General features: G+C 37.6%; 15 protein-coding genes. 13 read left to right on the top strand and 2 right to left on the bottom strand.

Annotated features, from left to right (window positions below):
* Positions 1–50 precede the first annotated feature (50 nt).
* The 9 genes from ade (at position 51) to BK582_RS17655 (ending at position 9,222) form a co-directional block, all read left to right on the top strand.
* Positions 51–1,856 carry an adenine deaminase gene (gene ade, locus BK582_RS17695; protein WP_078596314.1) on the top strand — a complete coding sequence of 602 codons (1,806 nt, stop codon included), beginning with the start codon at positions 51–53 and terminating at the stop codon, positions 1,854–1,856.
* Between the two features lie 367 nt (positions 1,857–2,223).
* Complete coding sequence (locus BK582_RS17690; protein ID WP_078596313.1) at positions 2,224–3,024, top strand: SDR family oxidoreductase; 801 nt, start codon at positions 2,224–2,226, stop codon at positions 3,022–3,024.
* 84 nt (positions 3,025–3,108) lie between these two features.
* Positions 3,109–5,142, top strand: coding sequence for a BglG family transcription antiterminator (locus BK582_RS17685; RefSeq protein ID WP_244895421.1), 2,034 nt, complete (start codon positions 3,109–3,111; stop codon positions 5,140–5,142).
* A 63-nt stretch (positions 5,143–5,205) separates the two neighbouring features.
* On the top strand, positions 5,206–5,640 hold the full coding sequence (locus tag BK582_RS17680) for a transcriptional regulator GutM (protein WP_078596311.1): 435 nt from the start codon (positions 5,206–5,208) through the stop codon (positions 5,638–5,640).
* 20 nt (positions 5,641–5,660) lie between these two features.
* A complete protein-coding gene (gene srlA, locus BK582_RS17675) occupies positions 5,661–6,206 on the top strand; it encodes a PTS glucitol/sorbitol transporter subunit IIC (RefSeq protein WP_078596310.1) in 546 nt (181 codons plus the stop codon).
* A gap of 12 nt (positions 6,207–6,218) precedes the next feature.
* Positions 6,219–7,265 (top strand): PTS glucitol/sorbitol transporter subunit IIB, encoded by a 1,047-nt coding sequence (gene srlE, locus BK582_RS17670; protein ID WP_078596309.1) that lies wholly within the window; start codon positions 6,219–6,221, stop codon positions 7,263–7,265.
* A 72-nt stretch (positions 7,266–7,337) separates the two neighbouring features.
* Positions 7,338–7,703: a PTS glucitol/sorbitol transporter subunit IIA gene (locus BK582_RS17665; RefSeq protein WP_078596308.1), complete on the top strand. Its 366-nt coding sequence runs from the start codon at positions 7,338–7,340 to the stop codon at positions 7,701–7,703.
* Between the two features lie 107 nt (positions 7,704–7,810).
* Positions 7,811–8,488 (top strand): transaldolase family protein, encoded by a 678-nt coding sequence (locus BK582_RS17660; RefSeq protein ID WP_078596307.1) that lies wholly within the window; start codon positions 7,811–7,813, stop codon positions 8,486–8,488.
* 62 nt (positions 8,489–8,550) lie between these two features.
* Positions 8,551–9,222, top strand: coding sequence for an HAD family hydrolase (locus BK582_RS17655; RefSeq protein ID WP_078596306.1), 672 nt, complete (start codon positions 8,551–8,553; stop codon positions 9,220–9,222).
* A 394-nt stretch (positions 9,223–9,616) separates the two neighbouring features.
* On the opposite strand, the gene BK582_RS27195 is transcribed toward BK582_RS17655, so the two are convergent.
* Positions 9,617–9,814, bottom strand: coding sequence for a hypothetical protein (locus BK582_RS27195; protein WP_169911103.1), 198 nt, complete (start codon positions 9,812–9,814; stop codon positions 9,617–9,619).
* Positions 9,815–10,038: 224 nt separating this feature from the next.
* Between BK582_RS27195 and BK582_RS17650 the strand changes: the two genes are divergently transcribed.
* The 4 genes from BK582_RS17650 (at position 10,039) to BK582_RS17635 (ending at position 13,177) form a co-directional block, all read left to right on the top strand.
* Positions 10,039–10,752 carry a polysaccharide deacetylase family protein gene (locus BK582_RS17650; protein ID WP_078596305.1) on the top strand — a complete coding sequence of 238 codons (714 nt, stop codon included), beginning with the start codon at positions 10,039–10,041 and terminating at the stop codon, positions 10,750–10,752.
* A gap of 375 nt (positions 10,753–11,127) precedes the next feature.
* Positions 11,128–11,907: a helix-turn-helix domain-containing protein gene (locus BK582_RS17645; protein ID WP_078596304.1), complete on the top strand. Its 780-nt coding sequence runs from the start codon at positions 11,128–11,130 to the stop codon at positions 11,905–11,907.
* Positions 11,908–12,030: 123 nt separating this feature from the next.
* Positions 12,031–12,741, top strand: a complete 711-nt coding sequence (locus BK582_RS17640) for a nuclear transport factor 2 family protein (protein WP_078596303.1) — start codon at positions 12,031–12,033, stop codon at positions 12,739–12,741.
* Positions 12,742–12,781: 40 nt separating this feature from the next.
* On the top strand, positions 12,782–13,177 hold the full coding sequence (locus BK582_RS17635; RefSeq protein ID WP_078596302.1) for a VOC family protein: 396 nt from the start codon (positions 12,782–12,784) through the stop codon (positions 13,175–13,177).
* Between the two features lie 244 nt (positions 13,178–13,421).
* Here the strand turns inward: BK582_RS17635 and BK582_RS17630 are convergent, their stop codons facing one another.
* Complete coding sequence (locus BK582_RS17630) at positions 13,422–14,771, bottom strand: IS1182 family transposase (RefSeq protein ID WP_078596301.1); 1,350 nt, start codon at positions 14,769–14,771, stop codon at positions 13,422–13,424.
* Positions 14,772–15,109: the final 338 nt, after the last annotated feature.

Raw genomic sequence — 15,109 nt, 5'->3', positions numbered from 1 at the left:
GGTTAGTGGGTACTATAATTATTCTATCCATAGAAGGAAGGAAGTAAAAAATGGCTTATAAACGTACACCGCAATATGAAACCTTACGAGAGTTGAATGCCACGGCGCGTGGTGATCAACATGCAACACTCGTTATTCAGCGAGCAAAGTTAGTAAATGTGACAACAGGTGAAATCCTTCCTAATGTAGACATTGCTGTTCAGGGTGCGAGAATTGCTTATGTTGGGAAAGATGCAGGTCACACCATTGGTGGAAAAACAAGAGTCATTGATGCAGCAGGCCGATATGTAACTCCAGGTTTTCTGGATGGTCATTGCCATATTGAGAGCAGTCAAATAACTCCAGTACAATTTGCCAGAGCTGTGCTGCCAAAGGGAACAACCGGTGGATTTTTTGATCCCCATGAAATCATCAATGTGTTAGGGATTGATGGATTAAAACTGATGCTGGAAGAGGCCCGTACAACACCAATGGCAGCCTATATGCAAATTGCATCCTCTGTGCCTTCCACGAGTGATGAATTTGAAACGAATGGTGCTTCCATTGGAGCAAAAGAAGTAGCAGAAGCATTTACCTTGGGAGAAGATGTCGTTGCATTAGGTGAAGTAATGAATTTTCCAGGTGTTGTCTATGGGGACGAGAAGATGCTAGGTGAAATAGAAGAGACTTTGAAAGCTAAACGGATCGTCGATGGACACTATACGTGGCCAGCGGATGATGACGCTAAGCTCTCTGCATATGTGGCTGCTGGGGTGAGTGGAGATCATGAGGTAACGAGTGTGGAAGATGTAGTGAACCGGCTGCGATTAGGACAATATGTAAAGATGCGCAGAGGTTCTGCCTGGCATGATGTGGCAGAAACGATTAAAGCTTATACAGAGTTAAAACTTGATACGAGAAGAATGATGTTGGTAACAGATGATCGCAGTCCTGAATCGTTAGTGGATGAAGGCCACATGGATTTTGTCATCCGCCATGCTATATCACAAGGGGTTCCTCCAGTTGTTGCGATTCAGATGGCAACGATTAATACAGCGGAACGGTTCGGGCTCTCCAATGATATCGGTATGATTGCACCAGGCCGGTTTGCGGATATTGTCATTTTGGATGGGCCGTTAGTTGATATGAAAGTTGGGATGACTATTGCAGCTGGGGAAGTAGTTGCAGCGGATGGTGCGATGAAAGTAGAGTTACCAAAGTTTGAGTACCCCAAGTCAGCAGTTGAATCAGTGCATATAGACCGTAATATTGTTCCAGAAGATTTTGTCATAAAGGGGCCAGTGGACACGGGTACAGCCGAGGCCAGAGTGATTGAAGTAAGGGAAAACCATGTAGGCAGCTTGGAAAAACATGTTTCAGTGAAGTGTCAGAATGGCCACGTCCAGCTGGAGGATGCCCTGTCTAAAATGGCAGTGTTCGAGCGCCACGGTAGAAATGGAAACATTGGGCAAGGGTTATTATCAGGCGTTGGTTTCACAAAGCCAGCAGCAATGGCTACAACGGTAGGGCATGATAGCCATAACTTAATGGTGATCGGAAATGATGATGATTTAATGGCACAAGCAGCTAATCGAATTATTAGTATGCAAGGCGGGATTGTAATCGTTACGAAAGAGGAAGTGACAGAACTCCCATTGCCGATTGCCGGCTTAATCTCGGAAGCTCCATTTGAAGAAGTGGCAGCAGGTTCTAAAGCAATCAGTAAAGCTCTGCAAGATGCCGGATGCACGATGAATTATGCCTTTATGACGTTATCCTTGTTATCTCTTGTCGTTATACCCGAAATTCGTCTATCTGACAAAGGGTTAGTGCGAATTACGGACACAGGTTTTGAAATCGTACCGTTGTTTGTATAAGCATTGCCTCTGCCAGAATTTCAACATACTTTAATCACATTAAATAATGTATTTTAATATTGGCTATATAAACACAAAGGAGTTTTTCAGAAGCCTGACTTACTGGAAAGCTCTTTTTTGTATTTCCTGAATAAGAAGGGCAGCTAAAAGTCCTATTCAATGTCTAGTAGTGAATTGAGAAAGCTTAAGAAATCAGAACAGCAGCTGATAAAGTTGAGTAACTTAAATCCGCTAAATCATTACATATTATGATTAATACACCCTTTTGCAATTTCAATTGCAAAAGGGTGTATTAATGTATCCGCTTACTACTTTTATACTATAACTATCTTATGAAAGTGATTACAAAAAAGGCAGGGAAAGCGAAATGAATACTTCATGGTTAGGTCTGGAAAACAAAGTAGCAATCGTCACGGGTGGAGCATCCGGGATTGGTTTAAGTATCGTTAAAGAACTGCAAAATAATGGTGCAACGGTCGTTGTAGCAGATTTAAGTGTAGAAGATGGTGAACAAGAGGACGGGACATACGCTTTAAAATGTGATGTAACTAGTAAGAAGAATGTTGATGAGACGGTAGAAAAAACTGTAGAATTATTCGGGTCTGTTGATATTCTCGTTAATAACGCCGGAGTAAACTTACCAAGACTATTAGTTGATGACAAAGGTGAACGACCAGAATATGAATTGAGTGAAAAAGACTTTGACTTTATGGTTGCGATTAATCAAAAAGGACCTTATTTGTTTGCCCAGGCTGCAGCGAAGCAAATGTTAAAACAGGATAAAGGGGTTATCATTAATGTTTCCTCTGAAGCTGGACAAGAAGGTTCTGCAGGGCAAAGTTGTTACTCAGCAACAAAAGGCGCAGTAATATCATTTACCCGTGCATGGGCAAAAGAGCTTGGTAAACATAATATTCGTGTTGTCGGTATCGCTCCTGGAATTTTAGAAGAAACTGGTTTAAGAACAGAGAGTTACAATGAAGCTTTGGCGTATACAAGAGGTGTTACAGTGGAAGGATTAACTACAGACTACAGCAAGTCAATTCCACTTGGCAGAGAAGGACAACTAAATGAAGTTGGTGACTTAGTAGCGTACTTATCATCAGATCGCTCAAGCTATATTACTGGAACGACTTTGAATATATCCGGTGGTAAATCAAGAGGTTAAATCATCAGGAAATTTACGTATCACGGTAAAATAAACGAGGCAAATGATGCACTAGTACCTAACCTTTACATTAATTTGCTTTATATGTATGATGAGTCACGTGTTTTACTTTTTATACATTATAGAATGCTTGTAAAACGCCAGGAAAGTATTCGTTATAAGAACTTGGCGATAAGTCAGGTTTTGTTAGAGGGTGGTAATGTGATTAACTATTCATTAGACGATCGAATCGTCCAGATAATTAATATAGCAAGAAAAAAACCACATACTTCAATTGATTACCTAGCCTCGACATTAGGTGTCAGCACGAGATCTATTCGTAATGATATAAAGCAGTTAAATAGTGAATTAAACGGCATAGCAGTGTTTGTCAATGAAAAAGGTAAAGGTTTTTATTTAAAAGTTGAAGATGAACAAAAGTTTGCAAGTTTGATCGAGAACATGGAAGCAGAGAGCAAGTCTTCTGATTCACCGAAAGGAAGAATCGCATATATTTTTGACCGCTTACTGAATAAAGAAAACCTGGTAACAATGGATGAACTTGCTCACGAAATGAATATTGGCAGGAGTACGCTAGTCAACGAATTGAAGAAAGCAAAGGTATCTCTGGAAGCATATAACCTGTCGATTGTAGGAAAACAAAGCCATGGAATTTTTCTGGATGGTAATGAAATCAATTTACGTTTCTTCATTTTAGATAATATATACGACTTTTTGTTCGAAGATTTTGCATTAGACGAAGATGTGAAAAACGAAATTGTGAGGATCTCCAATGAGTATGATTTAGAATCAACAACGCAATCAGCATTACTGCAATTTGTTAATGTGATGCTGGACCGTATGCTTAAAGATCACCCACTCGTTGAGCTAAGTGAAAAGCATAAAGAATTAATAGATACGAATGATTACAAAATCGCTAAAAATATTGTAGAAATAATTGAGGCGAAGCTGCCGATTAAAATACCAGAGTATGAAATCTTGTTTATAACAATACCAATTGCTGGTCGGCGAACACCTACAAATAATCGTACAATGGCTGACATTACTATCCCGGAAGATGTAACTCGATTGTTAAATAACATTGTTGAGCAATTAGGTTTCAATAAACAAGTGATTCTGGAGAACGAAACAATTTTTGAAGATTTGCAATATCATCTAACCTTTATGCTGAATCGGCTTCTTTATGGTTTGCGTCTGAAAAATCCATTATTAGCTGAAGTTAAAGAGAAATATCCACTTGCTTTTAAATTGGCGGAACTGGCTGGTGACGTTATTGAAAGAGAATATAAAGTTAAAGTTACGGATGATGAACTCGGTTATATCGCATTTTATTTTGGGATTTTTATCGCTAAAAGTGAGAGCGAAGTAAAAAAGATTAACAAAGCAGCGGTGGTTTGCGGTACTGGAAGAGGAACATCCAGATTAGTATCTATGCAACTTGAAAGAGTATTGAAGCAAAATACTGAAATAGATTTATATTCTGATGTGGATATTTCAAAAGAGCTGTTAAGTGAGTATGACATTATCTTTTCTACTGTTAAATTAGGAGTAAAAACAGAAACTCCAATTGTTATGATCAATGAAATTTTTGATGAGCACAGTGTTGCAAAAAAAATAGAAGAAGTAATGTATGTACATCACCTTCCGTTCACTAATAACGATCTTCATTCGTCATTTATTAAAAAATTAGTAGATAAGGATAAGTTTTTTGTTTTAAACAGTGAGAAAAGTTATAAAGAAAATATTTATGACATGGTCGAGTCATTAATTGACAAAGGGACTTTTGACAGCGGTTTCCATAAAAGATTAATTGAACGTGAGAAAAAAGGGTCGTTGGTTTTCGATAATTATATCGCTTTCCCGCATACCCATAACACGTTGTCGAGTAAAATAGAGCTCGCTATCGGAGTCTTTCCTAAGGCAGTCACGGCAGATAACAAAAAAGTAAAACTCGTTTTTCTATTAGGTGTACCAGAGCAGGAATCGATAAATACAGAACATTTATTAGTGAAGATATATGATGAGATCATTCGAACAGCAAACGACAAGGCATTATTGAGTAATTTAATAAAGTGTACTGATTATGATGACTTTATGAAACATTATGAAAAAGGTTAATAACTAATCCTGCATTTCTGTATGTCTTTTGGATTACTTAGGAAAGAGAAAAGGGTGTCGAGTATGGAAGTCATTTTGTTACTAGGTGGTTTAATGGCACTGGCATGGCTGGTGCAAAGTGTATTTGGTTTTTTCCAAATAAAAAACTTCAACCAAAATTATATTGAAATGAGAGCAAAAGGCAGAGTGGCGATTGGAAGAAGAAAAGGGATGTTAACTGCCGGTACAGTAGTTATGCTGGCGATTAATAGTAAAAATGAAATAATCGATGCCAGAAAAATGGAAGGGCTTACTGTGTTAGCTCGTGTAAAACCGATGAAAGGCTTAGAAAATAAGCATTTACTGAAATTGAAACAAGAAGACTTAAATCAGTTTCACCGATTAACCGCTGCAGCCATTCAAGATGCGGTAGCCAGTTATGACATTATTTCTAAAGGAGGTGAATTAAAGCCAAAGAAAACTTTATTCGAAAAAATGATATCAATATTTAAAAAATAAGGGCAAGAGGAGGAACAAAAGTGAACTTTTTAACAGATTTAGCATCCGGCTTTATGGGTATGTTTGAGCAGGGTGGAGAAGTGTTTATAGATTTAGTAACTGGGATTGTGCCATTATTAATCTGTTTATTAGTTGCCATGAATGCCATCGTTAAGTTAGTAGGTACTAAGCGAGTAGAGAAATTAGCGAAAAAATCAGGGAAGAATCCTTTTACAAGATATTTTGTATTACCAGTTGTTGGTACTTTCTTCTTCGCAAATCCAATGACATTATCTTTAGGCAGATTCCTGCCGGAAAAATATAAGCCAAGCTACTATGCTTCAGCATCTTTTTCCTGTCACACTCATAATGGGCTTTTCCCTCACGTCAATCCAGGAGAACTATTCGTATTCTTAGGAGTTGCAGCTGGAATAACAACATTAGGTCTGCCAGTAGCTGAATTGGCATTATTTTATTTCATAGTTGGTATTATTACTAACTTTTTCAGAGGATGGGTTACAGATTTCACAACTGCCTATGTTGCAAAACAACAAGGAGTTATATTAAAAGATAAAGTTGAACTTTAAGGAGGGAGCAAAATGTCAGCAACAGTAGAAACGTTTCAATCAGCAGTTGTTCATGCAGGTTCTGGCGGGTTTGGCGGACCACTTGTCATCAGTCCGAGTGAAACGCAAAATAAAATCGTTTATATAACTGGAGGAAGTAAGCCTGGTATTGCAACAAAGCTTGCAAATTTAACAGGCGCAGAATTAGTAGATGGGTTTAAAACAAAGGTTCCGGAAGAAGAGATTGCTTGTGTCATTATTGATTGCGGTGGCACATTGCGATGCGGTATTTACCCACAAAAGCGTATTAAGACGATCAATATTATGCAAACAGGGCAAAGTGGGCCATTAGCAAAGTATATAACAGAAGATATTTATGTTTCTGGGGTTAAAGAAGAAAATATTATGTTGCACGAAGGTGCGGCAACACCTGTGCAACATAATGAAGAAGAAAATAAATCAGAATCAGCATCTTTAGTAGAAACTGAAGGTACATCTAAGCAAAAGTATAGCACAAACAAAAAAATAAGTGAACAAACAGAGCCAAAAGGGTTAATGGTTAAAGTCGGCATGTTCATGGGGAACATCGTTAATACTCTTTTCCAGGCAGGACGAGAAACAATTGATACCGTTGTAAAAACGATACTGCCATTTATGGCTTTCGTTGCTATGTTAATCGGGGTTATCTTATATTCCGGGATCGGTGATTTATTTGCAACTATCTTATCGCCGCTAGCTGGTTCTTTACCTGGGTTATTACTTATTGCGTTAGTATGTTCATTCCCGTTACTGTCCCCGTTCTTAGGACCTGGTGCAGTTATCGCACAAGTTGTAGGAACATTAATTGGTGTACAAATTGGACAAGGTAACATCCCGCCACAACTAGCGTTACCTGCTTTGTTTGCAATTAACTCACAAGCTGCTGCGGACTTTATCCCAGTCGGTTTAGGGTTAGCGGAAGCAGAAACTGAAACAGTAGAAGTCGGGGTGCCTTCCGTTCTGTATTCAAGGTTCCTCACCGGGGCGCCTACCGTCTTTGTCGCCTGGCTCGCAAGCTTCATGTTATTTACTGATTATTAAAAGATATAGATATAACCTGTATAACTAGGAGGTTACATCTGAAATAAAATATTTGTGAAGGAGTGAATATATGTGACTACAATTTATGAAACGAACGTCTCAAAAGTTGGCCCATTAGTTGAAGAATTTTATGGGGAAAAAATGGTGATTTTGTTTAAAGAAGGTGCTCCGGAAGAATTGCAGGAATATTGTGTTCTTCATGCTAAAAACCAATTGGACGGAGAAATTCAAACAGGCGACAGCTTATTCCTGAATGAAAAAGAGTATAAAGTTACTGCGGTAGGTGATGCAGTGAATAAAAACCTTCAGGATTTAGGACATATTACTCTTAAGTTTAATGGGGAAAACAATGCAGATTTGCCTGGAACGCTAGTTTTAGAGGATCAGCCAATTGAGCCAATAAACGAAGGGGCAACAATTTCTATTATTAGGAGATAATATGTTTTACGTATTGTTTAGATGAAAAATGTAGCAGTGGAGGTGTCCTTCACTGCTTATTCTAATAAGCTTATTTTATAATCTGTCGAAAAAGAAGGGAGCTAACAATGGAAATACTTATAGACAGTGCAAATATTAAAGAGATAAGCAGGTTGATTGATCTTTATCCGATCGACGGGGTCACAACGAATCCCACTATTATTGCGAAAGAAAAAGAAACCTTTCTGCCTCTCGTTCAGGAGATTAAGCGTCATATTGGATATGAAAAAACGCTCCATGTTCAAACGTTATCCACTGAAGCAAATGATATTGTTAATGAAGCATTGCAATTAACTGATCAATTAGATGGAAATGTTTACGTGAAAATTCCTGTAATACCTGAGGGAATTAAAGCGATGAAAACACTTCATCAAGAAGGAGTGAAGTTGACTGCAACAGCTGTTATTACCCCGTTACAAGCATTGATGGCAGCAAAGGCTGGAGCTGATTATGTCGCCCCGTATGTCAATCGCGTGAGTAACCTTTCTGTTGATGGAACAAAAGTAGTGGGGGAAATTGTCAACTTATTTAACATTTATCAGCTTTCAACAAAAGTATTAGGTGCCAGCTTTAAAAATGTTGATCAAATCAAACAAGTTGCATTAAATGGTAGTCATGCAATAACAGCAAGCCCGGATATGATTGACGGAATTCAAGAACATTTACTTACTGAATGGAGCGTGAACCAATTCAGCTCAGATTGGAAGAAGGCATTTGGGGAAAATTCTGTTCCATTTTATAAATAGTCGTATTCATATTAAATCAAAATAATCAATGCTATTTGAAGAGTGGATAGGAGAGGAATAAAATGATAAAGGCACTTATATTTGATTGTGATGGCTTATTAATTGATACAGAGACAGTGCAATATCATGCTTTCTGTGAAATTTATGAATCCCATGGACTCGATTTACCGTTAGATTTATATGTTCAGTGTGTAGGAAGTTCGTTTGCTGATTTTGATCCTTTTAACCATCTGAAAATAAATTCAGCTCAAAACGTTGACCTCAAAGAAATGCAGGCAGAGTTGACAGCCAAAATAACTGAAGCTATGAAAAAAGAAAAATTACGTAGTGGTGTACAAGAATACTTAGAATCAGCAAAGGAAAAAGGCTTAAAATTAGGAATAGCTTCAAGTTCCACTAGAGAGTGGGTATTAGGACATTTAGAGAAATTCGATATTATTAAATACTTTGACGTTATTCACACAAGAGATGATGTAGAAAAAGTGAAACCTGATCCTGAGCTCTACAATAAAACATTATCTACTCTTGGTGTTCATGCAAACGAGACTATTATCTTTGAAGACTCTTTAAACGGGTTAAAGGCAGCAAAAGCAGCTGGTGCTTCCTGTGTCATCGTCCCTAATAAAGTTACAGCTAAGTTACCTTTTGAAAATCATGATATTAAACTAAATTCCATGTCAGATAGAAGTTTAGAAGAATTAATAAATGAAGTTGTGGAATGCTATAATTCTTAATTTGAAATACTTAATCATTGAGTAATGAGACTACCTTAAATATATGTTAGCTGATTTCTGAATGTGGAAAGCAAAAAGATAATGTAATTGGGCGAGAGAAAGGTTAAGAAAAAGGATACTGAAAGCTGGTATTCCAAATGACTGATGGTCGCAATTGACTGGTACACCGGGATAAGAAGATAAGTTACCCATTTTGAGTGCATACTCAATTTGGGGCTTATCTTTTTTCATAATTAGATAATATGGCTACTATAAAATCATTAAAGTTAATGCTTCCTCCATAGGAAAACTGCAAGTAAATATCCCTGATGGGGGGGGTTACAAAAAGTGTTTTTTCTGAGTTAAGCTTGCTGTTTGTGAATTATACTCATTCTGTTCTTCATTTTTCTCCACACTATTCTTCATCCAGCCCTTTTAGAATCTGGAAACGATTTCCCAGACCTGCCACGTCATTTAAGGTGAATGCCTTGTATGTTTTCGATCTTATAAATGCTACTCCGCCAAGCAGGCTCTCCCCCTGATGCAACCATCTGGTTGTAAAAGCCATGGGTACGCATATTTTCAGAAGCGATGCGGGTGTGTTTCCTTTCATGTGCAGTGGAAGAGCTGGCTGTCCCTTTAGTAATAATGCTGTTGTTCAGTGTTGCATTTTTGCTTTTAGGAAGCAGAAGGAGAATTTCCTGATTCGTCTGCTATAATAGATAGAAGATACTAGAGGAAAGTGTGTATGAAGAGCCAGAATCAGGAAGACACAATACTCTATTTTGAAAAGAAAACAGTAAAATAAGTGGAATATCGTTTAATTATGGGGGACTTATGAAAAAAATAATTAAAATCTGCAGCATAACCATCATAATCCTGATTGCTGTAAGTTATTTATTAAATGAATTATCTCAATCAAGAACGTTCCAATTTTTTGGTGGTTTAGTTACCAGTGTAGAAACAGACGAGAAAGTTGTAGCTTTAACCTTTGATGATGGGCCTGGGGTAAATACACATGAAATATTAGATATATTAAGAATACATGATGTGAAAGGCACTTTCTACTTAACAGGAGATGAGATTGAAAAATATTTTGATGATGCGAGTAAAATAGTAGATGAAGGACACGAAATTGGAAATCACTCTTATTCTCATCAAAGAATGGTTTTTAAATCTCCATCTTTTATAAAAGATGAAATAGATAAAACAGATGAATTAATACGGGAAATCGGTTATGAGGGAGAAATCACTTTCCGTCCGCCGTATGGAAGAAGGTTAGTTTTGCTGCCGTATTATCTATCCAGGCAAGACAGGGATACTATTTTTATGAATATAGAGCCTGAATCTTATCCCGAAGTTGCTGATGATGCTGATGAAATCGTAAACTATGTAGCAGAAAAAATAAAACCTGGTTCCATCATTTTGTTGCATGTCATGTATGAAAGCAGAAGAGAATCTCTCAATTCAGTGGAAGGTATTATTAGTACTTTAAAAGAAGAAGGGTATACATTTGTAACAATTTCAGAACTCTTAGAATATGGACTTTAAGAAGGATTTTATATTCTTGTAGTGAATGCGTTCCTGTCATGAGAAGGAACGTTCTTCTTTTTTCAGATGAAAAGAATTGTAAACACTTTGCCACTAATGGGAGTTTACATTGAAATTTGTTAGCAGATCTGTACTATAAGCGAATATTCCTTCATTAAAATTGCTCATATTAATGTCCTTTATATACTTGAAGTTATTTTTGTCCCATAGAGGCTATCGCTCAAAACTTACTTCCAGGGTTATTTAATTTTTCTTCATGAAATCTCTTTTATCTAAAAAAATATAGGTGAAATGAAAGTAAATGTATTCCAACAAAACATGTATTGAGTTAAGCTATGGTTAAAGAAAAGTATAATGATAGGAGAAAAGGGATAAATGAATCATATCTATTCCGAAATAGATGAAGTGATCAAATATATTCATAATAATATTGATGGTCCGCTGTCACTTTCCCATTTAGCAGATTATGCGCGATATAGTCCTTATCATTTTTCGCGTATTTTTAAACAAAGAACTGGTCTTTCACCTCATCATTACGTATCTTCGTTAAAACTTCAAAGAGCAAAAGACTTACTATTGAATACCGAATTAACAATTCGTGATATTGGTATGGAAATTGGACAACAAAGCTTAGGTACCTTTACGACCCGATTCACAGAAAGAGTCGGTATTTCGCCTTCCCAATTCAGAAAATCCCCCTCACACATCAATAAGTATTTGAAGTCCTTAAAAACTCACACCAATTTGTCACACCAATCAATAATGGCTGCACATTCTAATATAGTAGAGGGATCCATTGAAGCGAAAATTCCCTTTCATGGTGTTATTTTAGTTGGATTATTCACCAAACCAATTCCTGCTGGTCTTCCTCAATATGGCACCATACTCACATCGTTAGGAGATTTTATCTTTCCACATGTTCGGCCAGGTATTTACTACTTAATGGTAACTGCAGTTACTTGGGAGATGAAGTCGAATGAGATACTTGTCCCCAATCAAAATTTACGTGGAAAAGCCAGCACTCCAATTAAAGTTAATTCAAAGATAAAAATACCCAAACAAAACATTACACTTCGTGAACCACGCCTGGATGACCCTCCAATTCTTATTTCTTTACCGCTACTTATGAAAAACTTTTTAAATCTGAAACAATAGCAATTTTTAAGAAATATTGCACTGCTTAACGTGCTAGAATATGGAAAACTTGGCTTTTAATATGCCTTTTACTAACCAGGTAGTGTAAGCCTATCGGTAAAATACTAATGGAGGGATAAACGAATGAGTCAATTCAATCTATCGGAACTTGTACGAAACTATTTTAAAGCGTATGAAACAAAGGAAAGGGAGACTTTAGAGGGATTGTTAAGCCATGATTTCACGTTTAACAGCCCGGTTGATGACAAAATCAATCGTGAGACATATTTTGAAAGGTGTTGGCCAAGTTGTAGGGACATACAGAAATATCATATCCAAAATCTATTTACAGATGGAGATGAAGTTATCATTCGATACGAATGTACTCTAAAGTCTGGTGCAACTTTTCAAAATATGGAACACTTTTTGTTTTTTGACGGGAAAATAAGCGAAATCACGGTCTATTTCGGCTTCGATTTAAAGGATGATTCTGTTGCAAATGCGAAAGTAAAGAGATTAAATGAGGCATTTGTGACAGGTAATACGGATTATATTGTTGAAAATTTAGCTGAAGATGTTCAATGGAATTTTGTTGGAGAATCCGTAATAGATGGCAAAGAAGCTGCTAGTAATATGCTTGAGCCGATGCGTGATGTTGTTGCTGTAGAGAATGCGATTGAAAATATTATTGTTCAGGGAAATAATGCGGTCATCGAGGGGACGATGAAAACCCCAAGTGAGAATGGTGAAGAAAAGATGTATGCTTTTTGCGATATATATACTTTTGATCAGTCGAGCGATAGCAAAATAAAAAAACTATCCGCTTATCTGATTGAATTAACGAGTGGGAAATAAGCGATTAGGTTATTTAGTCTATTGAATAAAGGAGAATAGGATGATTACCAAAGGAATTCAAATAACGGTTTTTGTTAAAAATCAGGAAAAAGCTAAAAAGTTTTATGTGGAGAAATTGGGGTTTGTTGTTTGTGAGGAGGCAGAATTTGCACCAGGGTGGAGTTATATTACTGTTGCCCCACAGAAGGAAAACGAAATGAAACTAGAATTGTTCCAAGCGGAAACGCCAGAACAGAAACAATTGATAGGAAAACAGGCAGCAAATCAGGTTCTTGTGATGTTTGCTACAGATAATATTGAGCTGGATTACCAGGAAATGAAAGCACGAGGTGTAGTCTTTCATGGAGAGGTAAAAACTGTTCCAGGTGGCAGAGGGGTAGGATTTGAGGATTTAGACGGTAATCAGTTTGATTTATATCAATCCAATCAATCATAGTTGTTTCTGAAGGTCCTTTAATAAATGACTGGGAAGTACTTTTACTATTTGAGGGTGATAAAGAAAACTTTGCTTTAATATATAAATTTTTCTCGAGAGGTCTGGAGTAAAGAAGGTCTGCATTAATGCAGGCCTTCAGATTGTCGAGAAACCCCTGCTTTTTTAAAGCAGAGGGTTTCTCTTTCTATAAAAATGATTTAATAAAGACAGGTTCTTAGTGGGTTAAAGGAGATCGCAAACCATCTTACCCCCTCGTAAGGTGGTTTGCGATCTTCTTTATGTTCTGTGCGATGGCTGTCATCAGTGCTTGTTCACTGGCGCCCTTCACACTCCTCAACCGGCAGTAGCGAAGCCCGTGGAGTTGTTTCGCATCCGCAAAGTTTCGCTCAATCGTTTCTTTTCTCTTTTTATAAAGTAGTTTCCCTTCGGGAGACAGCCGGTTTTCCCTGACCATCTCTTTACTTTCTTCCCATACATGCCTCGTCATCACCTTTTTATGATTTCTGGAAGACGTACATTGGGAGAGGAAAGGACAAACCCTGCAATTACTCGGATCTGAATGGTACTGCCTGTAACCTTCCCGGTTCGTTGTAGAGTAGGTCAACGTGCTTCCGTTGGGACAAGTATAGCTGTCTGTCTTTTTATCATAGGTAAACTTCCATTTTGGAAATAAGCCTTTCTTGGGAGTAAAGCGCCGATGGGCGATGACGCCCATAATGTTTCGCTTCTCCAGCCCATGGCAAATAGGGACGGTTAAGTAACCTGCATCCAGTCCAACAGCTTCTACTTCAAAACCAAAACGCTCTCGCTGGCGGTCCAAACGAGACAAATAAGGACGGGAATCATGGACGTTTCCGGGAGTGACATAGACATCTGTAATAATGTTATATTTCATATCTGTCGTGCGATGATCCAGATAAAAGAAGCCTTCTGGTTTCCCTTCCCGGTACATATATCCGCTATCTTTATCGGTTGTACTAACCTTGACTTCCTTTTCTTCCACCTCCTTCTCTTTTTTTCTTAAGGGCTTTTTTCCATGGGCTTTGCGATCCTCCTCAACGGCTTTATCAAGCTCTTCTATATATTCCTGCGTTTCTACCTGTACTTTTTTCTTAACGAACTTATGCTTATTAGCATTTGCCTTTAAATGAGTGGAATCTGTAAAAAGAACTCTTCCTCCTACCATCCCGTTTTCAGCCGCAAGCAGGACAATGTCATCAAAAATATCCTGAAAGACGGTAGTATCGTTAAAACGTTTATGGCGATTAAAGCTAATCGTGGAATGGTGGGGAACTTTATCTGTTAAATTTAATCCAAGAAACCATCGATAAGCTACATTGGTTTGAATCTCTTTTTCCAGCTGCCGCTCTGACCGGATCCCAAAGAAGTAACCAACAAGCATCATCTTAAAAAGCATTACCGGATCAATTGGCGGCCTGCCATTATCTTCACAGTAAAAAGGCTTCACTCTGTCATAAATGAAGTTAAAATCGATCTTTTCGTCTATTTTTCGAACCATATGGTCTTCCGGCACGAGCTGATCAATAGAAACCATTTCAAGTTCAACTTGTTTTTCCCTTATTGGACGTAACATTCTTTTCACCTCGGATAAGGAATTTTTGAATCAAAACTTTATGTATATCTTGCAATCGAAGAAGAGAAAGACGGCGACTCCTGCGGGAAAAGCAATAGCTGAAGATCCCCTCCGGAGCGCTTTTCAGCTCCGGAGGTAGCTGAAGCATTGCCCGCGGAAAGCGTCCGTCTGTAGCGAATGAGATTGTACAAATTTTAAGAACCCTATCTTTATTATACTATTTTTATCTGAATAATTGGATAATTAATCAAAAAAACAGGCTGTTGAGAAGACTTTCTCAACAGCCTGAAGGTCTGCATTAATGCAGGCCTTCTTTCTTTTAATAAATTGCGGCTATA

The organism is Evansella clarkii (assembly GCF_002019695.1).
In the GTDB taxonomy this organism is placed as follows: domain Bacteria; phylum Bacillota; class Bacilli; order Bacillales; family Salisediminibacteriaceae; genus Evansella; species Evansella clarkii.
This window is presented reverse-complemented; position numbering and strand designations above follow the sequence as displayed.